This window comes from Sphingobacterium arenae, assembly GCF_014692505.1.
Lineage (GTDB): Bacteria > Bacteroidota > Bacteroidia > Sphingobacteriales > Sphingobacteriaceae > Sphingobacterium > Sphingobacterium arenae.
In genome coordinates this window covers 79,835-104,685 of the sequence record NZ_JACNYK010000002.1, presented here as the reverse complement: position 1 = coordinate 104,685, position 24,851 = coordinate 79,835, and the positions used below count along the sequence as shown (strand labels likewise).

24 protein-coding genes are annotated in these 24,851 nt (G+C 39.9%); 14 read left to right on the top strand and 10 right to left on the bottom strand.

Going from position 1 to position 24,851, the window contains the following annotated elements; all coding sequences use genetic code 11:
- Window positions 1-17: 17 nt before the first annotated feature.
- The 5 genes from H8B17_RS06895 to H8B17_RS06875 all read left to right on the top strand — a co-directional run bounded on the left by H8B17_RS06895 (window position 18) and on the right by H8B17_RS06875 (window position 5,550).
- Window positions 18-902, top strand: coding sequence for a sugar phosphate isomerase/epimerase family protein (locus H8B17_RS06895; protein WP_190308479.1), 885 nt, complete (start codon window positions 18-20; stop codon window positions 900-902).
- Window positions 903-1,052: 150 nt separating this feature from the next.
- On the top strand, window positions 1,053-2,636 hold the full coding sequence (locus H8B17_RS06890; RefSeq protein WP_190308478.1) for a peptide MFS transporter: 1,584 nt from the start codon (window positions 1,053-1,055) through the stop codon (window positions 2,634-2,636).
- Window positions 2,637-2,663: 27 nt separating this feature from the next.
- Window positions 2,664-3,389: a polyprenol monophosphomannose synthase gene (locus tag H8B17_RS06885; protein WP_190308477.1), complete on the top strand. Its 726-nt coding sequence runs from the start codon at window positions 2,664-2,666 to the stop codon at window positions 3,387-3,389.
- Between the two features lie 16 nt (window positions 3,390-3,405).
- Entirely contained in the window at window positions 3,406-4,428 is a 1,023-nt protein-coding gene (ruvB, locus tag H8B17_RS06880) for a Holliday junction branch migration DNA helicase RuvB (protein WP_190308476.1), read from the top strand.
- Window positions 4,429-4,488: 60 nt separating this feature from the next.
- Complete coding sequence (locus H8B17_RS06875; RefSeq protein WP_190308475.1) at window positions 4,489-5,550, top strand: AI-2E family transporter; 1,062 nt, start codon at window positions 4,489-4,491, stop codon at window positions 5,548-5,550.
- On the opposite strand, the gene H8B17_RS06870 is transcribed toward H8B17_RS06875, so the two are convergent.
- Window positions 5,547-6,101 (bottom strand): hypothetical protein, encoded by a 555-nt coding sequence (locus H8B17_RS06870; RefSeq protein ID WP_190308474.1) that lies wholly within the window; start codon window positions 6,099-6,101, stop codon window positions 5,547-5,549. The two genes, H8B17_RS06875 and H8B17_RS06870, sit on opposite strands and share 4 nt — an antisense overlap.
- Window positions 6,091-7,515 carry an ATP-dependent DNA helicase gene (locus H8B17_RS06865; protein WP_190308473.1) on the bottom strand — a complete coding sequence of 475 codons (1,425 nt, stop codon included), beginning with the start codon at window positions 7,513-7,515 and terminating at the stop codon, window positions 6,091-6,093. The genes H8B17_RS06870 and H8B17_RS06865 overlap by 11 nt, the downstream gene beginning before the upstream one ends.
- A 76-nt stretch (window positions 7,516-7,591) precedes the next feature.
- Here H8B17_RS06865 and H8B17_RS06860 point away from each other — a divergent pair, with 76 nt between their 5' ends.
- Genes H8B17_RS06860 through H8B17_RS06845 form a run of 4 tightly spaced genes read left to right on the top strand, consistent with a single transcriptional unit; the run spans window position 7,592 to window position 9,785 of the window.
- On the top strand, window positions 7,592-8,389 hold the full coding sequence (locus H8B17_RS06860) for a DUF3822 family protein (protein WP_190308472.1): 798 nt from the start codon (window positions 7,592-7,594) through the stop codon (window positions 8,387-8,389).
- Entirely contained in the window at window positions 8,377-8,916 is a 540-nt protein-coding gene (gene rsmD, locus H8B17_RS06855; RefSeq protein WP_190308471.1) for a 16S rRNA (guanine(966)-N(2))-methyltransferase RsmD, read from the top strand. The genes H8B17_RS06860 and rsmD overlap by 13 nt, the downstream gene beginning before the upstream one ends.
- 19 nt (window positions 8,917-8,935) lie before the next feature.
- Window positions 8,936-9,403, top strand: a complete 468-nt coding sequence (gene coaD, locus H8B17_RS06850; protein WP_190308470.1) for a pantetheine-phosphate adenylyltransferase — start codon at window positions 8,936-8,938, stop codon at window positions 9,401-9,403.
- A 22-nt stretch (window positions 9,404-9,425) separates the two neighbouring features.
- Entirely contained in the window at window positions 9,426-9,785 is a 360-nt protein-coding gene (locus H8B17_RS06845; protein ID WP_190308469.1) for a DUF4180 domain-containing protein, read from the top strand.
- 7 nt (window positions 9,786-9,792) lie between these two features.
- Here the strand turns inward: H8B17_RS06845 and H8B17_RS06840 are convergent, their stop codons facing one another.
- Complete coding sequence (locus H8B17_RS06840) at window positions 9,793-11,070, bottom strand: DEAD/DEAH box helicase (RefSeq protein ID WP_317171018.1); 1,278 nt, start codon at window positions 11,068-11,070, stop codon at window positions 9,793-9,795.
- Window positions 11,071-11,309: 239 nt separating this feature from the next.
- On the opposite strand from H8B17_RS06840, the gene H8B17_RS06835 reads away from it, so the two are divergent.
- The gene (locus tag H8B17_RS06835) at window positions 11,310-11,816 is read left to right on the top strand and encodes a hypothetical protein (protein WP_190308467.1); all 507 of its coding nucleotides are present in this window, start codon (window positions 11,310-11,312) and stop codon (window positions 11,814-11,816) included.
- Here the strand turns inward: H8B17_RS06835 and H8B17_RS06830 are convergent.
- The 7 genes from H8B17_RS06830 to H8B17_RS06800 all read right to left on the bottom strand — a co-directional run bounded on the left by H8B17_RS06830 (window position 11,734) and on the right by H8B17_RS06800 (window position 20,836).
- Window positions 11,734-13,029, bottom strand: a complete 1,296-nt coding sequence (locus H8B17_RS06830) for a hypothetical protein (protein ID WP_190308466.1) — start codon at window positions 13,027-13,029, stop codon at window positions 11,734-11,736. The genes H8B17_RS06835 and H8B17_RS06830 overlap by 83 nt on opposite strands.
- A gap of 16 nt (window positions 13,030-13,045) precedes the next feature.
- Window positions 13,046-15,013 (bottom strand): hypothetical protein, encoded by a 1,968-nt coding sequence (locus H8B17_RS06825; protein WP_190308465.1) that lies wholly within the window; start codon window positions 15,011-15,013, stop codon window positions 13,046-13,048.
- Window positions 15,014-15,025: 12 nt separating this feature from the next.
- The gene (locus H8B17_RS06820; RefSeq protein WP_190308464.1) at window positions 15,026-15,724 is read right to left on the bottom strand and encodes a hypothetical protein; all 699 of its coding nucleotides are present in this window, start codon (window positions 15,722-15,724) and stop codon (window positions 15,026-15,028) included.
- A gap of 117 nt (window positions 15,725-15,841) precedes the next feature.
- Entirely contained in the window at window positions 15,842-16,726 is an 885-nt protein-coding gene (dapA, locus tag H8B17_RS06815; protein ID WP_190308463.1) for a 4-hydroxy-tetrahydrodipicolinate synthase, read from the bottom strand.
- Window positions 16,727-16,746: 20 nt separating this feature from the next.
- Complete coding sequence (gene ligA / locus H8B17_RS06810; RefSeq protein WP_190308462.1) at window positions 16,747-18,771, bottom strand: NAD-dependent DNA ligase LigA; 2,025 nt, start codon at window positions 18,769-18,771, stop codon at window positions 16,747-16,749.
- Between the two features lie 170 nt (window positions 18,772-18,941).
- On the bottom strand, window positions 18,942-19,973 hold the full coding sequence (locus H8B17_RS06805) for a glycosyltransferase family 2 protein (RefSeq protein WP_190308461.1): 1,032 nt from the start codon (window positions 19,971-19,973) through the stop codon (window positions 18,942-18,944).
- Entirely contained in the window at window positions 19,970-20,836 is an 867-nt protein-coding gene (locus H8B17_RS06800) for a lysophospholipid acyltransferase family protein (protein ID WP_190308460.1), read from the bottom strand. Before H8B17_RS06800 ends, H8B17_RS06805 begins: the two co-directional genes overlap by 4 nt.
- A gap of 205 nt (window positions 20,837-21,041) precedes the next feature.
- On the opposite strand from H8B17_RS06800, the gene H8B17_RS06795 reads away from it, so the two are divergent.
- From H8B17_RS06795 to H8B17_RS06780, 4 genes are read left to right on the top strand one after another with little or no spacing between them, the layout of a single operon-like run.
- Complete coding sequence (locus tag H8B17_RS06795; RefSeq protein ID WP_190308459.1) at window positions 21,042-21,650, top strand: WbqC family protein; 609 nt, start codon at window positions 21,042-21,044, stop codon at window positions 21,648-21,650.
- Between the two features lie 58 nt (window positions 21,651-21,708).
- Window positions 21,709-22,371 carry a hypothetical protein gene (locus H8B17_RS06790; protein ID WP_190308458.1) on the top strand — a complete coding sequence of 221 codons (663 nt, stop codon included), beginning with the start codon at window positions 21,709-21,711 and terminating at the stop codon, window positions 22,369-22,371.
- 3 nt (window positions 22,372-22,374) lie between these two features.
- Window positions 22,375-24,030, top strand: a complete 1,656-nt coding sequence (locus H8B17_RS06785) for an ABC1 kinase family protein (protein WP_190308457.1) — start codon at window positions 22,375-22,377, stop codon at window positions 24,028-24,030.
- 5 nt (window positions 24,031-24,035) lie between these two features.
- Window positions 24,036-24,851, top strand: coding sequence for an alpha/beta hydrolase (locus H8B17_RS06780; RefSeq protein WP_190308456.1), 816 nt, complete (start codon window positions 24,036-24,038; stop codon window positions 24,849-24,851).

Here is a 24,851-nt window from a genome sequence, read left to right as displayed (position 1 = left end):
TTAAACCTTTAAAATTCATGAACTCAAGAAGAACTTTTTTAAAAAACCTAGGATTAGCCACAGCAGGTGTAATGATAGCTCCGTCGTTGGACGTTTTTGCCGCAAAAAAATCGTGGTTTGACATTTCATTAGCGCAATGGTCATTGCACAAAACATTATTTGCTGGAGATTTAAAAAACATCGATTTTCCGGAATTTGCTGCCAAGAAATTTAATATTTACGGAGTAGAATACGTAAACCAATTTTTTAAGGACAAAGCGAAAGATATGACTTACCTTAAAGATTTAAATCACCGTGCTAAGGACAACGGTGTGAAGAATGTCTTAATTATGGTTGATGGAGAAGGAAATCTAGGCGATGAAGATGATACGAAGCGACTGCAAGCCGTTGACAATCATTATAAGTGGATCGATGCAGCCGCTTTTTTAGGATGTAAGGCCATTCGTGTAAATGCAGCAGGAAAAGGAACGCCAGAAGAGGTTGCGCAACGTGTCGTGAACAGCTTGGGTACCTTGGCGGACTACGGAAAAAAAGCAAAGATTAATGTTGTCGTAGAAAACCATGGTGGTATTTCCTCGCATGGTGATTGGTTGGCAGGTGTATTGAAAGAAGTGGGGAAGAAAAACTGCGGAAGTTTACCTGATTTTGGTAATTTTTATGAATATGACCGTTATCAGGGGGTCGAGGATTTGATGCCTTATGCCAAAGGAGTAAGTGCTAAATCTCATGATTTTGATGCAAATGGCAACGAAACGGGCATCGATTATCACCGCATGATGCAAATTGTGAAAGACGCTGGGTTTAAGGGCTATGTCGGAATTGAATATGAAGGTAAAAAGTTGCCCGAAGTAGAAGGTGTCTTGGCAACTAAAAAACTTTTGGAGAGATTTAAAACTTTATAAAAATCGGTTATCCCGTAATTGAAATTTTACAAAATAAAAAATGGAGATTACGGGAAAAACCAGAATTTTTATTTTCTTTGTAGCGAAGTAACCAAAATCAATTAGGAAAAAACCTAAGGATTTTTGATTTTTATAAGAAAAATTTAAGAGATGAATCAAGAAAAAGAAGACCAAGTCCTGATAAATCACCTAGCAACGCAGGGCATTGACCATAAAATGGTGATGGGACATCCCGCTAGTTTGTTTGTGCTGTTTTTTACAGAAATGTGGGAACGCTTTAGCTACTATGGGATGCGCGCTCTATTGACGGTCTTTCTTATCACAGAAATTGTGAAAGGCGGATGGGGGTGGACAAATGCCGACGCTATGCAACTTTACGCATGGTATACCGGATTGGTCTATCTCACGCCGTTGATTGGTGGGATGATCGCGGACAAGCTCACAGGTTATCGGAAAGCAATTCTACTTGGAGCTTTGACCATGACCTTGGGTCACTTGTCTATGGCCTTTGAAACATTTGGAGATCACTTTTTTTACCTGGGGTTAGTTTTAATGATTCTCGGAAATGGTTTGTTCAAACCCAATATCTCTTCTATGGTGGGACAATTGTATCCCGACACCAGTACAAAAAAAGATGCTGGTTATACCATTTTCTATATGGGCATCAATGCGGGAGCCTTTTTGGGCATGTTGTTATGTGGTTATATTGGGGAGAAAATTGGTTGGCATTACGGTTTCGGTCTGGCAGGCGTATTCATGTTTTTTGGTATGCTACAATTCTTTTTTGCACAAAAGATTTTTGGTATTATTGGAGAGAAGCCCGATACAAAACATAAACCCGAAGAGCACGTAGAGAAGATTACAGACGAAGAGACCCCTAAACATGTCGTTCGGGATCGCCTTATCGTCGCCGGGGTTTTGATGTTGGCCAGCGTGTTTTTCTTCTTCGCTTTTGAACAGGCCGGAGGTTCTATGTCAATCTTTGCCAAAGATTATACACAACGGGTTTTGGAGGGTAGTGCCGGACTAACTTTTAAATGGGTCGATGCGGCATTGACCATTTTCCCAATCATAATCGTCACATGGGTATTATATGGTCTCTCTAAAAAAATTGCTTCTGCTTATCCGTTAACGATTATGTTTACGGCGTTGTCGTTTGCGATTATTTGGGGACTAGGCATCTGGAAGGTATACAGAGAATTCAGTGCTGAACAAACAGAAGTGACGGTCTCCTGGTTTCAGATCTTAAACTCCTTCTTTATCATTACATTAGCTTCTTCTTTCAGTAAAATGTGGGAGAGAATATGGAACCCTTCGGGGGCTGTAAAATTTGCTATGGGGCTTTTGCTGGTAGGCGTAGGTTTTGTTGCCCTAGCTTTTGGAGCCAGCTCCATTCCGAAGGGAGCAACAACGGCTACGGTTAGTATGGTATGGCTGATACTTGCATACTTCTTCCATACGACAGGCGAACTTTGTTTATCGCCGGTAGGCTTATCGTATATCAGTAAGCTTTCACCAAAGAAATTTGTGGGCTTGCTTTTCGGACTTTGGTTTACGGCATCTGCTATCGCGAATTTTATTGCCGGAATGACCGGATCGTATATTGATAAGATTTCTGAAGAATATTCCATGTCGATATTCTTTTACATCATTGCATCCATTCCCATTGTAGCAGCTTTGTTATTGTTGGTCTTCAGCGGTAAGTTGCGGAAAATGACGCATGGCATTGATTAAGAAAAATTACCTCATATTTCAGCGAACGTGGTAGATAGTTTAGTCATTATTCCGACATACAACGAAAAAGAAAATATAGCGAAAATTATTCGGAAGGTTTTTTCTTTACAGATTCCGTTTCATGTTTTGGTTGTAGATGATGGTTCTCCGGATGGAACAGCATCTATTGTCAAAGCTATGCAACAGGAATATCCCGATCGTCTGTTTATCGAGGAAAGAGTAGGGAAGTTGGGATTGGGGACTGCTTATATCCACGGATTTCGATGGGCTTTGCAACGCCACTACACTTATATATATGAGATGGATGCAGATTTTAGCCATAATCCGGACGATCTAATACGCCTGCGTCAAGCGTGTCTGGATGGAGCCGATATGGCCATTGGGTCCCGCTATATAAAAGGTGTCAATGTCGTGAATTGGCCTATGAGCAGGGTATTGATGTCCTATTTTGCATCAGCGTATGTACGACTTATTATGCGTATCCCTATCCAGGACGCTACAGCTGGTTTTGTCTGCTTTTCCAGGAAGGTGTTAGAAAAAATTCCACTAGACAACATTAAGTTTATCGGTTATGCTTTCCAGATTGAAATGAAATTTACATCCATCCAATATGGTTTCAAACTCGTAGAAGTACCTATTATATTTACCGATCGCACAGAGGGGATCTCGAAGATGAGTACACGCATATTCCGTGAAGCTTTTTTTGGGGTTATCCAACTAAAAGTAGAGAGTTGGTTTAAGAAATATAAATAGTTAACTTCGCGTATATATGAATGAATATCTTGATCCGAATCCAGAAAGATTGAATTCCATTGATAGGGATATAGAAAGGGCATTGCGTCCGCAAGTCTTCGAGGATTTCACGGGGCAAGAGAAAATACTAGAAAACCTTTCTATTTTTGTCAAAGCTGCGAAACTACGTAGCGAGGCACTGGATCACGTGTTGTTACATGGTCCTCCCGGACTAGGAAAGACCACATTATCCCATATTATTGCAAATGAAATGGGTGTAAACATCAAAATTACCTCTGGACCAGTATTGGACAAGCCGGGAGATTTAGCTGGTCTTCTGACAAATCTGGAGGAAGGAGATGTTTTGTTTATCGACGAAATCCACCGTTTAAGTCCCTTGGTAGAAGAATATCTCTATTCCGCGATGGAGGATTTCAAGATTGACATTATGTTAGAAACCGGTCCTAACGCTCGATCGGTACAGATTTCCTTAAATCCGTTTACATTGATCGGCGCAACCACCCGATCGGGGCTGTTAACTGCTCCATTGCGTGCTCGTTTTGGAATTAACTCACGACTTCAGTATTACGACGCGAAGTTATTGACTACTATCGTGCTAAGATCGGCGCATATCTTAAATACACCCATTACCGAAGAGGGAGCCTATGAAATCGCAAGGAGAAGCCGAGGAACACCTCGTATTGCCAATGCTTTGCTCCGAAGGACACGGGATTTCGCGCAGATCAAAGGCAACGGATCCATTGATAAGGCCATTGCACAGTATGCACTGAATGCGCTGAATGTAGACGAAAATGGATTAGATGAGATGGATAATCGGATTCTGACCACCATCATCGATAAATTCAAAGGCGGGCCCGTCGGACTGAAAACGATCGCTACAGCTGTAGGAGAAGATGAAGGAACGATTGAGGAGGTATATGAACCGTTTTTGATCCAAGAAGGTTACCTCATGCGTACTTCTCGCGGTCGTGAGTGTACGGAGATGGCCTTCAAACACTTAGGGAAAAATACCTTCCACCGAGGGAATACGTTGTTCTAAATATTGTATATTTTCTTTTCCTCCACAACTTTTTATGTAGTTGCTTGTTTTTCAAACGTGATGAATTCTACAAATAGAAAGTTTACGACATTAAGGATCTTTAACCAAGTTTTACTTTTTTTTGTTTTACTTTTCGCAATCCTATATTATGCGAAAAGCTTTCTTGTACCTGTCGTTACCAGCGCGTTGTTTGCTATGTTACTGGTACCTATTTGTCAAAAATTAGAACACTGGGGCATGAAGCGAGGCTGGGCTGCAGTTTTGGTCGTGTTAGTTAGTATATTGATTATAATGGCCGTGCTGTATGTATTATTCAGTGAACTTGTAGGTCTTGGTGGTGATATTGTTGTTATTGGGAAGCGGATAAACGTAGTATTGGATGAAACACATGCCTTCATTACTGAACATTTTAATGTATCCAGAATAAAACAAAAAGAATATCTTCAGAAACAATTATCGGAGTGGTCTAATGCGGCTGGTGAAGTTGTGGGTGGTACGGTTTTCTCTATTGTTTCCTTAGCGGGTAACATTTTAATTGTCACCATCTATACGATTATGATGCTGATATACAGAAAACGTATAAAATGGTTTGTCCTTCAATTGGTCAAACGTCATGCTGGGTATGATGAAGTAGGTCATGCGAAGACAATCGTAGGAAAAATAACAAAGGTTTCCAGTCTGTACGTTGGCGGTATTTTTTTGGTTGTATTGATACTATCGGTTATCTACTTCACGGGGTTGACTCTCATTGGGGTAAAAAACGCCTTATTTTTTGCGCTTTTAGCGGCATTGATAAATGTCATCCCTTATATAGGTTCGGTATTAGGTGGCGCTATTGTCGTTTTATATACCTTGATAACCGGAGATTCGTTGACGACATCGATCATCGTCGCGATTTTTTTTGCAGCCGTCCAACAATTGGATAGCTATGTGCTGACGCCAAAAATTACCGGTGGAAACGTAAAACTTAGTCCGCTGTTTACCATTATGGGGTTATTATTAGGAGGGATGGTATGGGGTGCGGCAGGCATGATTTTATTTATACCCATATTGGGTATTTGTAAAGTGATTTTTGATAATGTGGATTTGCTTAAGCCTTATGGACATTTGATAGGCGACTAGGAAATTCGTTTTAATATTTTATTTGCTCTGCTCGCCAATGCAGGTGTCGGATTTTTGAGCAAATGCTGAATCTGTGCTTTTAATTCCTCTTCTAGCCACGGATTTTTCTTACGCAGGTTATACAATATGTCGAGACAGTTGACAACCACCGCCACCGGACAACTTATGTTAATTAACCAATTAAAGCACTGCTCAATTACTATTTCTTCCTGTTCTTTGGTATGGGGTATCGCTGTTTTACGCTTTGTGGCCAGCATCGCTATTTTGGTATAGCTGCGGATTGTTCCCCAATGCTTTTGCGCTGCTAGCCGATTAATAAATGTATTGTAAATCGGTGCGATGATAGCAGGGTCTTTTATACAGATATGTTCCAGAAGCCACGCCGCCCGAAAAGAAACCTGGTTGTCGGGATGATAAGAATACGCAAGCAAACCAGCTACTGTAAAACCATGTTTCTGAATAAAATCCAGATTAAATGATTTTGCCGGGTATTGTCGGATATCGACTTTCAGAAATTGGACAAGTTGGGGCTCAAAAACCTTATTCTCCATAAAATTTAGGATTAAAGTTAACCAAAAATAATTGTGCTGTGGCCCGGGTGATAGCGGTGTAGAGCCAACGTAAAAACTCCATATTGAGCATCTCGTCATTTAAATATCCCTGATCTACAAACACACAGGGCCATTGTCCGCCCTGTGCTTTATGGCACGTGATCGCGTAAGCAAACTTAATCTGTAAGGCATTATAATAAGGGTCTTTTTTTATGGCCTCCAAGCGATCTTTTTTGGTCGGTATGTCTGCATAGTCCAACGCAATCGATTCATATAGCTGCAGCTGCTGTTCACGAGGCAGGTTGGGCGCATCCACGTGCAAACTATCAAGTAGAACACGACATACTATCGGTTCTAATTCGTCATCATCTATAAACTCCAGCGAGACATCTGCAAAGCGGAAGCCATGTTGATCGTGTATATTGCTGACCTTCCGAACTTTCGACAGATCGCCATTAGCAATGAATCCCGTGTTTTTTTCGTCATGTTGCTGGAGCCAATAGTAATTGTTCCGTACTACCATTATTAGATCGCCTCCAGTAATTTCTTCGTCGCGAAAGAGAATCTGATTTCGGATATGCTGGTTATATAAATTAGCAGATTTATTGGAGCGGCAAAGCACGATGGTATTTTCAATATCAAAGTGGTCATAGCTATAATGTAGTCCTTCCAATAGCCGATCGCCATTCATACGGAAGATATCCGTAAATCCCTTGGTATGGAATTGTGGAAAGGGGAGTCCACCACGCTGATTTTCCAAATGGATATCGTTTCGCACTTTGGTAGCATTATAGAGTATACCTGATGCTTTTTCCTGTCGAACAACTTCCCGAAGTTCATAATGAAAGACCCTTAGATGGTAGTTTGCTTCGAGGTAATTCGGATCCAGAGCTGGGCTTTCCTGCATACCAACGGGCGGAAGCTGCGCCGTATCGCCAACGAACATTAAGCAACAGTTTTGGCCCGATCGCACATAACGGATCAGGTCATCTAATAAACTCCGGGAAAAAAATTGTTCACCGGAATCTGATATCATAGATGATTCATCTACAATAAATAAAGTGTCTTCATGTAGATTTTCCGATAAGGTAAAATCCAGCTCCAAGGTAGCTGCAGATTTTTTTCGGTATATCTTTTTATGGATGGTAAACGCTTTTCTTCCGGAATAGTGACGCATGACTTTTGCAGCACGTCCGGTAGGGGCCAGTAATACCGATCGTTTCTGAAGCGTCGGCAAAACCTTTACTAACGCGCTGATAATCGTGGTCTTTCCCGTGCCAGCATAACCCTTCAAAAGGAAACATGTACTCGGTAGGAAGGTCGTCAAGAACTCGTCCAACAGCAAAAACGATTCCTGCTGCTGCTGCGTAGGCTTCCACACAAACTGTTGAGTAAGCAGGTTCTGAATATGCATAATCAAAGTTATGCAAAAGGTTGGTCATATCGATTGGAAAAGCTAATTTTGTTGAGGGACTTCAACAACCCAGCGTATGAAATACACATCGAAGAATTTTCATTTACATTATATACCACAGTATAAGCTGTTCGTAAGAGCGGATTTTTTAGAAGATACGTTAATCGTTGTCGACGAATCCAATCAGGTTCAAGCCATGTTTCGTTACCCGTCGAATGAACCTGATACAGAAGCTATTAAATTGTTGGGTTTGCCATTTAAATACGTGTTCATTAGTCTGCCCGCGCAAAGTCTAGTATTCATCCCTACCGAAGTATATCAGGCAGAAAACCGTCCGTTATATCAGGAGTTTTTGCTAGACGATCACGCCCATCGTACACAAATTCATAGCTTAGATAACCTAGCCATAACAGCTTGTTATCAATTTGATTTACTCTTGCACAACCGCTGGCGTGCTATCTTTCCCCAAGCGAAATTTGTGGCTGATTTTCAACTTCTTCTAGATGAAGTACAAGCTTATATTCCCATGCAGGGCGAAGTATTGGGTGCACATTTCAATAATACGCAGGCAGAACTGTTTGCTTTCAAAAATGGGAAAATCTTATTTTATAATGTGTTCGATATACAACATGTAGACGATTTAAATTATTTTGTATTGACCACTTGCCAAGCCTTTGATTTACATATCAAACTACATAAAATATTGATCTCTGGTGTCGATGCCCAACATGCTTATAGTGCCGCACTTACTCACTTTGCCAATCGTGTAGAGTTTATCCAGGGCCGTATAGATTTGTACACCGATGATGAAGGTGTACAGCAGGAAGTCGGTAAGTTGAATTTCATAGCAGATGCTCCGCTATGCGTATCATAGGTGGAAAATATGGAGGACTTCGGTTATCTCCACCAGCTAACTTACCGGTACGCCCCACGACGGATATCGCCAAAGAAGCGCTGTTCAATATATTGGATAATCGAATTTCGCTAGACGAATGTGACTGTCTTGATCTTTTTGCCGGAACGGGGAATATCAGTTTTGAACTGGCCTCCAGGGGGGCGCTATCGGTAGAAGCAGTTGACATCCATTTTAAATGCTTACAATTTATTAGGGAAACAGCGAAGAAATTGCAAACAGATATTATTGAAACAAAGAAAGCGGATGTGCTGAAGTTTATTGTTGCCCGTAAAAATCAGTATGATTTTATTTTTGTCGATCCACCATATGATTTGCCAGCTTTACCACAATTAGCTAACCGCATTATGGAGAATAAGCTTTTGAAACCAGAAGGAGTGATGGTTATTGAACACCCTTCTACTCGGAAAATGGATGAATCGCCGTTTCACATAGAAACAAGGAAATATGGTTATTCTTCGTTTAGCTTTTATAAACTAGATTCGTAAACCTTTAAGCTTATCGGATATGAAAACAGCCGTTTTTGCTGGATCGTTTGATCCTTTTACGTACGCCCACCAAAATATAGTTGAAAGGGGATTATCGTTATTTGATAAGATTGTGATTGCAGTTGGCGTGAATAGTACGAAAAAAGGGTTGATGTCTTTTGAAGATCGCGTTAAAGCGATTTCGGATCTTTTCCAATCGAATGAAAGGGTAGAAGTGACGCAGTTTTCGGGCCTCACGATTGACTTTTGCAAGGAAATAGGCGCAAAATATCTGCTTCGTGGTTTGCGTAATACCGCTGATTTCGAATTTGAAAACGCGATAGCGCAGAACAATCTTATACTCGCTTCGGAAATTGAGACCTATTTTTTAATGGCAAAATCTGGGCTGGCGCATATTTCCTCGACAATTGTTCGGGATATATTACTTCATAAAGGTGACGTTTCAGCGTTGGTACCAAAGGAGGTTATGAAGTATATCGAAGATTGAATAATATAATTTAGAAAAAACAATGGACATCCAACCCCACAAAATAAATAATATCGAAATTGCGGAAATAATAGCAGACGAAATCTTTATTCAGAATGCCGAAGACGCGTTAGATCTAATGGGTAATGTGTATTATCAAGGTTTCGATAAAATGATTATACATCAAAAAAATATAACGTCCGACTTTTTCGATTTAAAAAACAAGATGGCTGGAGAAATTCTTCAGAAATTTTCCAATTATCGTATCTCTCTGGTTATTGTAGGCGACTTCGCACGATTTGAGAGTAAAAGCTTAAGCGATTTTATCCGTGAAAGTAACAAGGGAAAACATGTTAATTTTGTGGCTTCTTTTGAAGATGCTATAGAAGCCTTGAGCAGATAGATAAAAATTATGTCCTTCCAACGCGTATCTTCCGGCCTTTGATTTTTTGATTATTCGCTTGTTTGATAATACGAGCTGCTGTGGCACGTTCCACCGCGACATAAGATTCCTTATCTTTAACTTCGATAATCCCAACCTGTTCTTTCGATATCCCGTTTAGATTTAACAGAAAACCGACAATATCTATCTTATTGATTTTGTCTTTTCGACCTCCGGTAACATAGAGTGTAGCGAAAGGTGAATTGGGCGGAAGAGGATATTCCTCTTCTAAGGCTACAGTTTCACTATTTTCAGGAACGTATGGGTATTCCTCTTCTGGCTTCAAAATAACGTATACTTCGCCACTCGCTTGCATACGTGCTGTTCGACCGTTACGATGAATGAAAGCGTCTTCTTTATAAGGTAACTGGTAATGGATAATTACATCTACTTCGGGAATATCCAACCCACGTGCCGCTAAATCCGTCGTGATTAAGATACGATTGGAGTTATTACGGAATTTTAATAAGGCAAGTTCACGGTCTTCTTGTTCTAAACCACCATGAAACATATCGTGTATAATTTCCCGGTTTTCGAGCAACTCGCTGATATGATCCACGGCCTCCCGATGATTACAGAAGATAAGTGTTTTCTTTTCTCCATTCCGACACAACAATTTAAATAAAGCACTCAATTTATACTGTGCTGGGGTGATTACCTTTTTGATGGTGAGTTTCGGGGCAGTGTCGGCGTCAGCAGAAAAATCGACCGTAACAAAATCACCGATTCCTGTAAAGGTTGGAATGTCGGTCATTTTCGTTGCCGAAGTGAGTATGCGATGCTGCAGTCGGGGTAGCTGTTCGATGATATATTCCATTTGACCTTGGAACCCGAATTCCAACGATTTGTCAAATTCATCCAGGACGAGTGTCTCTATAGAGGACGTATCGATATATGCCCTTTCGATGTGGTACATTACTCGCCCGGGAGTACCTATTAACAAGTTTGGAGCTTCACGAAGTTTATTACGTTCCGTCTTTGTGTCATTTCCACCATATACACAAGTTATCTTATGGCCCGTAAGCACTTTACGCATCACTTGTTCTATCTGAAGTGCCAATTCACGGGTAGGTACCAATATCAAGGCTTGTATACCCTGCTTATCCTTCTTTAGATGTTCCGCCAGCAACAAACCAAAAGCAAGTGTTTTACCACTTCCGGTAGGCGAATGCAAAACGAAGTCTTTTGTATGGTCATAGCTGTTTAGGACGGCTGTTTGCATTGGATTTAATGCGGCAATTTGCATTCTACTTAAAATCTGTTGAGGCTCCATGGGTCAAATTTACGGATTAAAAATGGACAATACCCGTATTAAAAAATGTAAATCTTGGCATGATGGTTGTGTAGATATATACAATTCATAATTTAGGTTAATAATTGGTTAGTTAGTAAAAGCTTCAATCTCCCCGGTTGAAGCTTTTTAATTTTTTCCTAAACATATTTACGCTTGATACGTTTATTTCAACAAAGAAAGAGGGCATTTATATGCGTATCAAGGTGATATTTATCGGATTACTGCTGCTGAGTACGGGGTGTAACCAATCAACACAGCAAGATAGCGAACAATCTAGTAAAGCGGATGATACCACATCGCTAGATACGGGTCGGCGTACAGAAAACCCGTTTATCTATATCCCGGAAGATGCCTTTTGGGAATACCAATATGATACAATCATTCACGATTTCAAACCGGTGAAAATAAAGGAAGTTACGACAGATAGCTTAACCGCTGAAAGTGTGGAGAGTATAGTTAATAATACCTGGCCTAATGTGCAGGTTCGGTATCAAAAGATCTCCGGTGATACCCTTTTTATCGAAATTCCGGAAAGTGCTGTGTTAACACAACAAATGGGAACCGCAGGAGCCAAACAATTTTTGGCCTCTACTACTTATTCCTTTACAGAGTTGTCTAATGTCCGTTATGTTGCTTTTGATTTTGAAGAAGGCGACCATGCTGTACCGGGTGTTTATAGCCGGAGATCGTTCCCGTAATTCCCAACCTGTTTTCATCGATAACGGATGTTTTTATATTGATTTGCAGACCTTGTTCTTGTAGCGTGTGCAATCTGCCACGTTTCCAAGAAGGGGGGAGATGGCGAAAATCTACTGTAACATAGAATGGACCAGGTGCCGTCACGAATGATGAAGGAAGTTCCGTGTCTGTTTTTGTAGACAATAAAATCAGACTATCTGTCATCTGTTTATGAAACCGGTAAAATAATTTATTCGGTAGAGACGTGGCGAATTGCTGATTTCCTTTCCAGGTGTTTTCGATAATAGGTACTGTTATTTCCTGTATTTCCGTTTTCTCGATACGATTAAAATTTATATCATAATCGTACATGATCACCGTATCATGTTGAAGCGTACTTTCTGAACTTACTAGTAAATCTGTATAGCTATACGTGCTAGCTGCACATCTATCGGGTTCGATCGTTGAAAAAATCGATAAGGTTTTTAGGATAAAGGGTGTTTCAGTGATGGGAAGACTACTTTGTAGCCAAATAAAGGCATTACTTGTTTCTCGCTGCCGCATTTGTAAATTAGGCGGTAAGGCTGTAGTCAAATGCCATTCACCGTTTAGGCTAATTTCATTGCCAGATTTATCAGCAAAAAGCTGAAAAGTTCCGTCAGTATGCCGGTAAGAGAAGTGATGAACATTTTGATTTATGAAAGAAGGAAATGAAAGGTCCCGTACATATATCCATTCGTCCTTTCTGTCCCAAATCGCTTGTATTTCCGTATTCAAGCTCTGTGGAAAAGCCGTCAAACCGATCAACAAAAATTTATCATCGTATAAAATCGAAACATGTGGAGAAATATGCGTTATGGAATCGATATGTTGTTCTTTTAAAAATGCATTCCATTTTTCAACATTCGTGATTTTTTGGATGGTGAAAAATGTAAGGGGTTTATCTTTCATGCTGAAAAAATGGATTTGCGCGGGTATGTGTACCCCCGCACGCCACCAATTTTTCATGTCTAACCAATCGAGTTTTGATGCTTCAGTATCCGGTGCATGTCGTTTAAAAAGCTGTCCCACGTTATCGAATAGCAAATCGTCGAAGGCGATAGTTGCTACCGCTTCACTGTTGGAGTGCACATACTGATTCCGCGCTTCATTTTTTCTGACAAAGTAGCATGTCAGTAAGATAATTCCCAGCAATAGTAAAATTGCGATCAAAAGCCATATAATTTTTTTCATCAGAATCGCTATATCGCTAATCTACTATATGAAGCAATTCTTGTAAAAGATACTGTAGTGCATTCGCTTCTTTTTTAGGGAAGTCAACAGCAATCTCTCCCGTTATTCTTCCTTTCTTTGCAGCCCCGGCAGTAATGGTCACATCCCCATATTGAGAAAGATTTTTAACGGTATTGTCCCAACGTTTAATAACCGGAATCTCTAACCTATTAATCGTTTTCGGAATTTCGGAAAGATGGGTAACCGCCGTCATGTTATGGGAAAAAATTTGTTTTTTAATATTTCTATCTTTCGATGCTCGAAATTTATTTGTACGGATTGCCGAAAGTTGATCCGCATCATTACTGACAAATACGATATCGTTCTTAAATAAGACATAGATAATTTCCGACTTTGGCGTGTCTACGATCTTATAAATGCCATTCGTTTGCATAACTTTTTCTTTAGACTCGCCTAGAGATAATATTTTCTGATAAATCCGCTGATCTTTGGACGTGAACATCCATAGAAAAGTCGGTATGTAATCATCTTTCGTTTTTTTAATCTCTTTATAATCAAAACTGTCGTTATCGTATTCGTAATCAATATATTCTTTCTTTACCTTTTTTAATTCATTTATAAAAACAAGATGATCGCCACCGATTACATTTGCAATTGCCTTCTCGTCCAAAATAACATCAAAAGCTGTTGCTACAATACCAGCAATATCCTGATAGGCATACAATGAATATCCCCCCCAACGTTCCATCATGATGGGGAAACTTTTAAGGTAGGATTCCATGTTAAAATTGGCAGAAAAATATCCAATGTGATTTTCAGGAATATATTTCGCAAATTTACGGTTCATCTTATTTTTGTATATCGGCCTGACTAACTTATCCATTTCCTCATTCAACGCCATGGAGCCTGTTATTTTTAATGTATGTTTATCTTGTACCAGATCGAACACTATATCTTGATATGCGTAGATTAAGTTTTCCATACCATAGCCCAGCTGCATACTCGACATGTAGTAGGGCATCGCCTCTTTATAAAATCCAACGAGGTCTCTTACCCAAACATGTACTAACGTATTTTTTTTGTCAAACTTATTTAAAAACCTATGCGAAGAGGCATTTTTGTTAGGGTAGAGATAACGATCGAGATCCTGTGCCAGCCACGACACGAAAGCGGCGTTACGCAAGGAGTCATTTTTAGCGTTTCGAGCCATTTCATTTTGATACGTAGAATCGGAGTAGGTATCATAAGCGAGGTAATCCGTATATCCGGTATCAATCTTTACAGGAGGAGGTATTAAGATGCTATCAACAGTGTGCCCACCATCAGGGATTGTATCCTCTTCAAAATTATAGGCATCCCAAGTCGTCTCGACGCTGTCAGCTAAAGCATAGGTTTCGTCGATAGTATCTGGAGATACATAGTCATAATCATACGTGGTCGGCGAAGCATAGCCATAGTCTGGGATTTCCAAACCGTATCGTTGTGCCACGGAATCATTATCGAAATAATAACGGTGTGCATCTCCAGTTAAAATCAGAAGGCTATGCTTATTCCAAGCAACCTGTGTTTTTCCGTCGGTACTAACACGACGTTCATATCCTTGTGATACCGGAAGCGGCTGCAACTTGCCGAATAGGTTTTGGCCTATCTGATGGTTGGCTTTTAGTGGTAGCAGAATACCTATGTAATAGGAGCTATCGGTATCGGTTTTATAAACGTAAGCATTTCTGTCATAGGATAGATCCAAATCCGATATACTTTCTAATTGTAGGGTCTCCTTGTTGATTTCTTTGAATAAGCCGGCTTTATCCAAAACTTGGTTTATTTTTTCGAAAGAGCTATGTTTCACAATAGCCTGATTATTCACGACGACTACAAACGATGCTTCTTCGGGTACCTGCTGTATAAGATCTTGCTGGCTGTAACCACTAACAGCACTAAACAGCCCCAATAATGTACCGATATATTTTTTTTTCAATTTCATCTATCTATTTTCTTATTTTACAAGGATAATTCTGTTGGCTAAGCTAGTTGTGCCTTTAATCAGATCAATCGCTTTTATCTTTAAAAGAACGGCTTGTTTATTCGCAGATATCTTTGCGAGTTTATGACTTTGGGATTGAATTTTTTTATCGAAACGCATTATATTGGTATAATAGGCTTCGTTAAACAGGTTTTGATCCTCCGAAGATATCTTATTAAATTCCTTTGCTAGGTTGTCTGTGTAGCTGTATGAGCGTTTAAATGTGTGGGAAGGGGGATCGTATCGGTAACTGTTGTAACTTGTAATCTGTATTTTGAATTGGTCAGACAAGGTCTGACTAAATTCATTTAGCGCCTGCACATTATCGAAATGACAGGACAAACTCGCGATATAATTATGGAAGTCTAAATTATACTGCACGTGGCTGATTCCCGGGGTGGATTTCAACGTACGAACGGTTTTTTCCATTTCCTGTTTAATCTTAGCCTCTGAAGGTATGTCGATACCGTTGACCCGTTTCATCTTTAAAAGGGATGCAACTTGTGTACGACTTTTACTTAGATTCAACGTTGCTTTGATGGTACCGGCCCCTTGATGGTTCATGTCAATCTCTTCGACCAAATCGAAACAGCTACTCCATAATAAACAACCAGCTACCATGCATAGGAAGAAGAAGAATCTGTGTGTATATACACCCGTGTTTTTGCTCATGTTTATTTTTTGTCGAGCAAAGGTAATAAATTAGCTGGCGGGGAAAAACCCCTAGAATCAGCTATTTTTTCGATGTATATACAATGTAGATTACCGTTCGTTTTTCTTGCGGCTATGCTAGTTAGGGATTATCTCCATCTCTTTTTCAATTGCTTCACGCGTTTGTGAACCAACTGGTACCAATGGTAAACGGACAGCGTCCGACTCAATAATACCTTGTTTTTTTAGAACATATTTAACACCGCAGGGATTGCTTTCCACAAAGCATAAATCAGTAATTTTTAATAAAGTTCCATGTATTTTGCGTGCTGTCACGTAGTTCCCATCTGCACATAACTTGACTAAGGTCGCTACATTCTTAGGATAGGCATTTCCAACGACGGAGATAACACCTACTGCTCCTAAGGCCATCATAGGCAAAGTAGCTGGGTCATCTCCCGAAATCAATAAAAATTCGTTCGGTTTGTCACGTATAATTTCACTGAATTGTGCAAAATTTCCGGAAGCTTCTTTAATTCCAATAATATTAGAACAGTCTTTAGCCAAACGGATAGCAGTGCTCGGTAAGATATTGCTCCCTGTTCTACCGGGTACATTATACAAAATGATCGGTAATTTAGATACCGCTGAAATAGCTTTATAGTGTTGATAAATACCTTCTTGTGTAGGCTTGTTATAATAAGGAGACACGGAAAGAATTGCACAGTAGCCGTGATGATTAAATTGATCGACTTGCTTTACAATTTCCTGTGTATTATTGCCTCCAATGCCGGCAATTAAGGGCAGTCGCCCTGAAACACGCTCAGCCGTATATTCCCAAACCTGTTTTCGCTCGTCGGCCGTCAGTGTAGCTGTTTCCCCTGTAGTACCTAAAACAACCAAATAGTCCATACCCTCTTTGATTTGGTAGTCAATTAGATTGCCTAATGATCCATAATCAACCGTTCCATCCATATTAAAAGGTGTAATCAGTGCGACACCCGCTCCTCGAAGCTCATTCATCGTATTATGATATATATTATTTATGTATTCTGAATAATCATTTCCAATATTTCCTTATCCGAAATAATCGGTATTTTCAATTTTTCTGCTTTCGCCAATTTCGAAGGTCCCATTTTATCACCCGCTACCAAATAATTCAGTTTTGCCGAGATTGAAGATACCATTTTTCCACCGTGAGACTCGATAAGCTGTGCCAATTCCTCCCTAGAAAAATCTGCAAATACACCAGAAATAAGAAAAGTCTTGCCTGTTAAATTGCTACCGGCAGCTACAACTTCCTGTTCCTCCATTTCAAACCGCAGACCTGCTAACTTTAGTCTGTTGAGTTCCTGCACATGCCGTTCGTCTCGGAGATAGTGATAAACGCTTTCTGCAATCCGTATCCCAATATCTGGTACATCAGCGATTTCGTCAACATTAGCTTGCGCTAAGTTATCTAAACTTTTGAAATGCAACGCTAATTTTTTTGCAATAGTTTCGCCAACATGGCGAATGCCTAAAGCAAAAAGCACCTTTTCAAAAGGCTTGCTCTTTGAGTTTTCAATACCCGTCAGCATATTTTCGATAGATTTTTCCCCAAATCTATCAAGCGTTTTCAATTCCTCCCGATGTTCCTTCAAAGAATAAATATCACTGATATTATGTAGCAGCCCAAGAGAATAGAAAGTCTCTATCGTTTCATTTCCCAAACCCTGTATATCCATCATTTTCCGGCCGATAAAGTGTTGTAACTTACCGACGATCTGCGGTTTACACCCCGCTTCGTTGAGACAATAATGCACAGCTTCTCCTTCTTGCCTGACAAGTGGCTCATGGCACTCTGGACATAACGTTGGGTACACGAAAGGAGAAGTACCTACGGCACGTTTTTCATTGTTGACGCCTATGATTTTTGGTATGATTTCACCACCTTTTTCTACATATACCGTATCGTTAACATGTAAGTCTAACCGCGCTATTTCATTCGCATTATGGAGAGAAGCCCTCTTCACCGTAGTTCCCGCCAATAACACGGGCTCTAGATTAGCTACCGGCGTAACCGCGCCTGTACGTCCGACCTGGTAAGTAATGCTTTTCAATAACGTTTCTACTCGTTCGGCTTTATACTTATAGGAAATTGCCCAACGCGGGGATTTTGCTGTAAAACCGAGCTCTTCTTGTTGGGCGTAATCGTTCACTTTGATCACAATACCATCGATATCGTATGTCAATTGATGACGCATCTCTTCCCAAAAATTAATAAAAGCCCATATTTCTTCTATATTCTGGCACAACTTCGTGTGTTCAGATATGGGAAATCCCCAGCTTTTAATCGCTTGTATACTATCCCAATGGCTGTCGAAAAGCCGGTTTCTCCGGTCTGTATACAAAAAATAAAGAAAACAATCTAGCGGACGTTTAGCAACTTCTTTCGGATCTTGTAATTTTACGGTGCCTGATGCAAAATTACGTGGATTCGCGTAAATTTGTTCACCGTTTTCCTCTCGTTTCTTATTCAGTCTTTCAAAAGCTGCGTGATGCATAAAGATTTCGCCACGTATTTCAAAGATATCGGGATAGCTATTCTTTTTCAAGGAATGCGGAATACTCCGGATTGTTTTGACATTATTGGTCACGTCGTCTCCCTGTGTTCCATCACCACGCGTTACAGCACGAACAAGTTTACCTTGTTCATAGGTGATAGAAATCGAAAGACCATCAAACTTTAGTTCACAGACATATTGTACCTGATCTCCTACAATCTTGCGTACACGTTCGTCAAAATCACGTAACTCCTGCTCATTATAGGTATTCCCTAATGATAACATCGGCCAGCGATGTTTTACAGTATTGAATTTATGCGTAATATCCCCACCCACTTTTTGGGTAGGCGAATTGGGATCTTTAAATTGCGGATACTGTTTTTCTAGCGCCTCTAACTCTTTCAGCTTGATGTCAAAATCATAGTCTGATATGGCAGAATGAGCCAATACATAATATTGATAATTGTATTCGTTTAGCTCTTTTGTTAGCTGCGTTATTTTTTCCTGAATATCTGCAAACATAGTGGACAAACTTAGCTATTACTTTTTTTCTCTCAAAAAAAGTAAACAAAAAAAACCGACCACTGGAAATTCATAAACAAAAGACAGCAAGTTTACATCCCTACGCTGCGGAATTTGGCGATAATAAATATGATCAAGGTTAGCAAGAGAGAGCATATAACCATATCAACCTAATGAAAATTTCTGTTTTTCAATTGAGAGAATTTCCGTATTTTATTTACATAAAAATCCCATATAATAGATTTCTTATACAATCCCGTTCGGTTTTCCTTTGCTGCATATCGTTTTCTCTTCTTAGCATTTTTGAAGAGATTAATGAAAAGATATTGGTGCGCTTTGCTAATGGCCCACGCATCACGCGGTTTACCGTCAATCAAAAATTTAATCAAGGCAAATAAATCCAACCATAAACGTGCGAATATAATCCACCAGCAAGCAAAAAAACCAGTATTCTTTTGCACCATGAGCAGATTATTTCGGAAATTAAGGTAGGTTTTTTTGGGATTACTTGTTTTTAGTGTTCCACCGCCAACATGGTACACGGTAGAATCCGCTACGTATCCTATGCGGTAGCCCATCCGTTTCAGTCGCCAACATAAATCGATTTCTTCCATGTGAGCGAAAAAATCGTCGTCGAATCCACCAGCTTCCCGCCATATATCAGCTCGGATAAACAACGCGGCACCCGTTGCCCAGAAAATTTCCCGGTTATCATCGTACTGTTGTCGGTCTGTTTCGACCTCATGGAGTATTCTGCCCCGACAAAAAGGATAACCTAGTGCGTCGATATACCCTCCGGCGGCACCAGCATGTTCGAAAAGACTCTTGTCATGATAAGCGAGAATTTTGGGTTGTGCAGCTACCATTCCGGGTTCTGTTTGCAAATAACGAATAACTGGTTCTATCCAGCTAGGGGTGACTTCTACATCGGAATTTAAAAGAATATAGTAATCCGCATCCACCTTTTTGAGTATCTCATTATACCCACCAGCGAAACCGTAATTTTGATCGTTTTTGATAATTTTAATAGAGGGATATGTCTCTTGGACAAAGGCTACCGAATTGTCGGTAGAACCATTGTCGCCTACGATAAATTCAATATTAGGATAAGTGCTATTATATACATAGGGGAGAAATTTTTCTAAAAAAAATTCCCCGTTCCAATTTAAGATAACAACGGCGACTTTGGGGTAATTTGTCATATTCTGCGTTTTCTTTTCCAACGTCTATGTGTCCACAGCCAGTATTCCGGCTGTTCTTTAATTATTTTTTCCGTAAAACGGTTATGCAATTGCGTGATTTCATAGGGTGGATAATCGCTGGGATTCTCAACCAAAGTGGTGAATTTACAAAAGTAATGCCCACGCTTTTCCTTGCGCCCTATATGGCAATAAACAATCGGGTTATTGGTCAGTCGGGCAATACGCTCTGTACCCGTGTATACCAATGTTTCTTGGTTCAAGAATTCCATAAAATAGTCGGAGTCTTGATAGGTTGGGGTTTGATCGGCGACAAACATACTGATATGAGCCGTATTTTTCAACCGAACGATATGCCGCAAAATTTGTTTCATCGGTACCATAGTAGCTCCGAAACGGCTACGTAAACCGTTGTAAACCTTATTAAAAGCTTTATCATTAAGCGGTTTATAAATTACCAACCGGGGATGATCTGTCATCAACGATAAGCGGTAAATGCCTAATTCCCAATTTCCGTAATGTGCCGTTACACCAATAACGCCTTTATTTTGCTCAAAATGTCGATACACCTCTTCGGGGTTAAGAAGCTCTATGCGTCGTTGTACCTGCTCTGCTGACATGGTCCGCATTTTAATTGACTCGACTACTAGATCAGGAAAGAAACGATAGAATTTTTTCGTTATTTGATTTCGCTCCTTTACGGATTTTTCAGGAAACGAATTTTTTAAATTATGTAATACAACCTCCCTGCGATATCGAATAATATAAAAAAGAAGATAATACATTCCGTTGGATATCCCGTACAATACCCAAAAAGGCAGCAGCGAGAGCACATATAGGAATACATCTATACTTCTTTTTTTCATTTTTAGCATTTTGCTTTTATATGTGATGAAGCTATCCCATTTATCCGTCCTATTACTAAACGCGAATAAATCAGGATGGTCTCATAAATACGGTCATTCCTCCGGAATAAGTTACAAATTTAGATAAATCTCCTCTCCATTAAGAACCTATTCTTAGAGGAAATTCCTAAAATAAGTTTAAATTTGCCTAAATTAGTTAAAATACATGGAATCACTGTTGCTTTTACCTGCATTTTATTTACCTCCTATCAGTTATTTTCATACCATACAGCAAAATGAACAGCCACTTGTCATGGAGCGTTACGAACACTATCCCAAACAGACGTATAGAACACGTACAAAGATAGCAACGGCAAATGGTGTTTTAGATCTTATCGTTCCGATTTTACATGGTAGAAAAGACCATGTTCGTATGAAAGATATTCGAATTAATTATGATTTTAACTGGCAACGTTTGCATTGGCTTAGTATACAGACGGCTTATCGTAGTTCGGCGTATTTTGAATATTATGAAGACGATTTTGTGCGCTTTTATGAACAACGGTATGATTATCTTCTCGATTTCAATATAGAACAGCTACAACTACTCCTGAAATCCTTAAAAATACAACGTTCCTTGACATTCACGGAAACGTATACCCCCAGGGTAGAACGACTGGACTATCGGGAAACTATTCACCCAAAGAAAGCAAGTATATTGAAAAGCCCAAAACCTTATTATCAAGTATTTGAAGACAAGCACGGTTTTTTACCTGATCTCAGTGTAGTTGATCTATTGTTTAATCAAGGACCCCAGAGTAAAAGTTACTTATAATCTCGCGGTAAAACATTTCTGAGTCGTTGATTGTTTTACAAACAAATGTATCCGTTTCATGAGAGTCTTATTTATTCTACTTTTGTTATGTGCTGTCGGTTGTATGGTGTCTGCCCAAACAGAAGCAGATAGCTTACATTATCGTAAGATTTACTATATGGGTGGAACCGGTCTTTCATTTCCGTTGGGAAAATCAAAGAATGTACTGGGGACAAAGTTGTTTTCGGGCAGTGCTGGTTTGGATATAGCTTTGAAAGATAGACGCTATTTCTTGAGCCCTACACTGTACATGCTAACATTTCGTTATGATCAGCAACAAGAAGATCCGAAGTATAACTATATGATAGAGAATGGCCGCACGAACTTTTATATGCTTAGTCTAGCGGCAGGGAGAAGACACCAATTCCGCCGACTAAATACGTATGCCTATTTTGGACCGGTGGCTGGGTTGGTAGTAGAGCCCAGAGGAAATATTGTGGGAGAGAAATTAAGAATGGCTAACAAAAATTCATTGACGGTGGCAGCCAAGATAGGAACGGGTGCAGACTATAAGTTTCCTGGCTTTTTTATCGGTGGAGAAATAGGGTATATGCATAGTTTTAAAAAAATTGAAGGTAACCCTATACAGTTTCTAACCATTATGGTAGGACTCAAATCGGATATTACGCGTTTAAGTGAAAAGGTTACAGAAGTTATCGGCATAGACACCTATAAAGATTAGCATATGTATGGTATCTATAAATTCAAGCGTATAGGACATATTCTTCGTATATTATCTAAGCATGGATTGGCGGAAGTCGTATCTCGCTCTAATATTGACCGTATTATTCCGGATAGCTTTCTCCTTTGGAACACCCATACACGACGAATTTTCGAAGATGATTTTAACGTCCGTGTCCGTGCTGCTATAGAAGAGCTAGGTCCTACTTTCATCAAACTCGGGCAACTCCTTAGTAATAGGGCAGATATCGTTCCCCGAGATTTAAGACAAGAGCTCATTAGGTTACAAGATGACGTACCAACGGATGCCATTGACATAAGGGCTAAACTTCGTACTGCTTTTGACATAGATGTAGATGCACATTTTAGTCACATCGATGAAGAACCGCTTGCTGCAGCCTCTATTGCACAAGTGTATCGTGCCATATTAAAAGACGGGACGGTAGTCGTCTTAAAAGTAAAAAGAGAAGGAATAAATGACATTGTACATGCCGATTTAGATTTTATCCGTGATCTGGTAAAACTACTTCGCGATAAATATGAAGTTATTCAGAAAATTAATCTTTATGAAATAGTACAATCTTTTGCCAATTCGTTACTCAGTGAGTTGTCTTTTACAAACGAACTACATAATATCGAACGTTTTCGACGAAATTTTAGAGGAGATGCGAATATATACGTACCTCAAACCTATCGGGCATATTCCAACGACGAGGTATTATGCATGCAATTCGTGGAAGGGGTTAAAATCAATGATATCGACGGACTATATTCGTTGGGTATTTCGCCAAAAACAATTTTACAGAATTGTTTGGATTTATATTTAGAGCAGGTCCTTCAACACGGTTTTTTTCATGCTGATCCACACCCGGGCAACGTCTTTATAAATAAACGTGGACAGGTTGCATTCATCGATTTTGGATCTATGGGGTTTATGATACCACGCGATCGTGATATTATCGAAGCAATGGTTATCAATTTTTTGACAAATGACGCGAAGGACCTTATCCGAAATGTGAAAAAATTGGCTGTGGTCCATCATATTGAAGACGAGCGTCAGCTGGAACGAGATGCCTACGAAATATTTCAGATGATCGAAGAGAATTCGTTGGAGGATATTGATATCTCGGTGATGCTTCGGAAGCTAAATAAGGTGTTGCAGTATAATAGCATTTTACTACCGGATTTTGTCTATGTGTTATTGCGCGGTGTGTCTTTGTTGGAAGGTACGGGAAGACAACTTGATGCACAGCTGAATATTCCGGAAAGTATCAAGCCTTTCGCGAAGAAAATAGCAAAGGAAAAAACGTCAATCGACTATCTGAGGAAACAACTCTTTGAAAAAGGAAAATTTGCGAAAGAGCTCCTTACCGAAGTTCCGCAAGATCTGCTTACGTTATTGGAAAAAACGAAAGCAGATAAATTGACACTAAACCATAAGATTCACGATTTTGATCGTATGCAATTGATTCTACATCGTATAGGCAACAAATTTCTATTATCCATACTCGCCATGACATTTGGCGTGGGCGCGAGTATTTTGGCCCATGGCAGGGTAGGATACCTACTTTGGGGAATGCCCATTCTTTCTTGGTTGGGATTTATTACTAGCTTTGTCTTATCTACTATTTTGATTATCTATCTATTACGCAGTAAATAAATGTTATGAGACTTTTAATTTTACTTTTTATATCGCTCGGGATTGGATCTATCGGTTATACACAGGAAATTCGTTATGAAACGGTTGAAAATATAAGCTATGTTGGTGAAACTGCCTCCGATTATGCAAAAGAACAATGTAAATTGGATATACATTATCCTACGTCGGGCAGTAATGTGCCCGTTGTACTCTGGTTTCATGGTGGCGGATTGACGGGCGGTGGAAAAGAAATACCTGCTTTTTTAAAAGAAAAGGGTCTTGTGATCGTCGGTGTAGGTTATCGATTTTCCCCAAAGGTGAAGGTAGAAGATATCATTCGCGATGCCGCAAAGGCAACATCCTTTGTGATGAAAAATATCGGGAAATACCAGGGCGATACCGAAAAAATGTTTATTTCTGGTCATTCGGCAGGAGGCTATCTGGCACTGATGCTCGCGTTGAACAAGACGTATTTAGCGACAGAAGGAATGGATGCAGATCAACTAGCGGGCATTATCCCGTTCAGCGCACAGACCATTACGCATTTTACCGCGCGTAACGAACAGGGTATTAAAGAGGAACAACCGACGATTGATGCGTTAGCTCCCTTGTTTTGGGTACGGAAAGACGCCCCACCCATTACGTTGTTGACAGGCGACCGTGAACTGGAGATGTTAGGGCGTTATGAAGAAAATGCGTATCTGAAACGGATGTTATCCATTGTAGGGCACGAAAACGTTACCCTCTTCGAATTTCAAGGCTATAATCACGGCATGGTGTACCCAGGTCTTCCAATTTTATTGCAGGAGGTCAAACGCCTATCCGAAAAAAGAAAAAAATAG

Coding starts and splice junctions, on each gene's coding strand:
- H8B17_RS06895 (WP_190308479.1), top strand. CDS start 18: ATGAACTCAAGAAGAACTTTTTTAAAAAACCTAGGATTAGCCACAGCA.
- H8B17_RS06890 (WP_190308478.1), top strand. CDS start 1,053: ATGAATCAAGAAAAAGAAGACCAAGTCCTGATAAATCACCTAGCAACG.
- ruvB (WP_190308476.1), top strand. CDS start 3,406: ATGAATGAATATCTTGATCCGAATCCAGAAAGATTGAATTCCATTGAT.
- H8B17_RS06875 (WP_190308475.1), top strand. CDS start 4,489: ATGAATTCTACAAATAGAAAGTTTACGACATTAAGGATCTTTAACCAA.
- H8B17_RS06870 (WP_190308474.1), bottom strand. CDS start 6,101: ATGGAGAATAAGGTTTTTGAGCCCCAACTTGTCCAATTTCTGAAAGTC.
- H8B17_RS06865 (WP_190308473.1), bottom strand. CDS start 7,515: ATGCATATTCAGAACCTGCTTACTCAACAGTTTGTGTGGAAGCCTACG.
- H8B17_RS06860 (WP_190308472.1), top strand. CDS start 7,592: ATGAAATACACATCGAAGAATTTTCATTTACATTATATACCACAGTAT.
- rsmD (WP_190308471.1), top strand. CDS start 8,377: ATGCGTATCATAGGTGGAAAATATGGAGGACTTCGGTTATCTCCACCA.
- coaD (WP_190308470.1), top strand. CDS start 8,936: ATGAAAACAGCCGTTTTTGCTGGATCGTTTGATCCTTTTACGTACGCC.
- H8B17_RS06845 (WP_190308469.1), top strand. CDS start 9,426: ATGGACATCCAACCCCACAAAATAAATAATATCGAAATTGCGGAAATA.
- H8B17_RS06840 (WP_317171018.1), bottom strand. CDS start 11,070: ATGCAAATTGCCGCATTAAATCCAATGCAAACAGCCGTCCTAAACAGC.
- H8B17_RS06835 (WP_190308467.1), top strand. CDS start 11,310: ATGCGTATCAAGGTGATATTTATCGGATTACTGCTGCTGAGTACGGGG.
- H8B17_RS06830 (WP_190308466.1), bottom strand. CDS start 13,029: ATGAAAAAAATTATATGGCTTTTGATCGCAATTTTACTATTGCTGGGA.
- H8B17_RS06825 (WP_190308465.1), bottom strand. CDS start 15,013: ATGAAATTGAAAAAAAAATATATCGGTACATTATTGGGGCTGTTTAGT.
- H8B17_RS06820 (WP_190308464.1), bottom strand. CDS start 15,724: ATGAGCAAAAACACGGGTGTATATACACACAGATTCTTCTTCTTCCTA.
- dapA (WP_190308463.1), bottom strand. CDS start 16,726: ATGAATGAGCTTCGAGGAGCGGGTGTCGCACTGATTACACCTTTTAAT.
- ligA (WP_190308462.1), bottom strand. CDS start 18,771: ATGTTTGCAGATATTCAGGAAAAAATAACGCAGCTAACAAAAGAGCTA.
- H8B17_RS06805 (WP_190308461.1), bottom strand. CDS start 19,973: ATGACAAATTACCCCAAAGTCGCCGTTGTTATCTTAAATTGGAACGGG.
- H8B17_RS06800 (WP_190308460.1), bottom strand. CDS start 20,836: ATGAAAAAAAGAAGTATAGATGTATTCCTATATGTGCTCTCGCTGCTG.
- H8B17_RS06795 (WP_190308459.1), top strand. CDS start 21,042: ATGGAATCACTGTTGCTTTTACCTGCATTTTATTTACCTCCTATCAGT.
- H8B17_RS06790 (WP_190308458.1), top strand. CDS start 21,709: ATGAGAGTCTTATTTATTCTACTTTTGTTATGTGCTGTCGGTTGTATG.
- H8B17_RS06785 (WP_190308457.1), top strand. CDS start 22,375: ATGTATGGTATCTATAAATTCAAGCGTATAGGACATATTCTTCGTATA.
- H8B17_RS06780 (WP_190308456.1), top strand. CDS start 24,036: ATGAGACTTTTAATTTTACTTTTTATATCGCTCGGGATTGGATCTATC.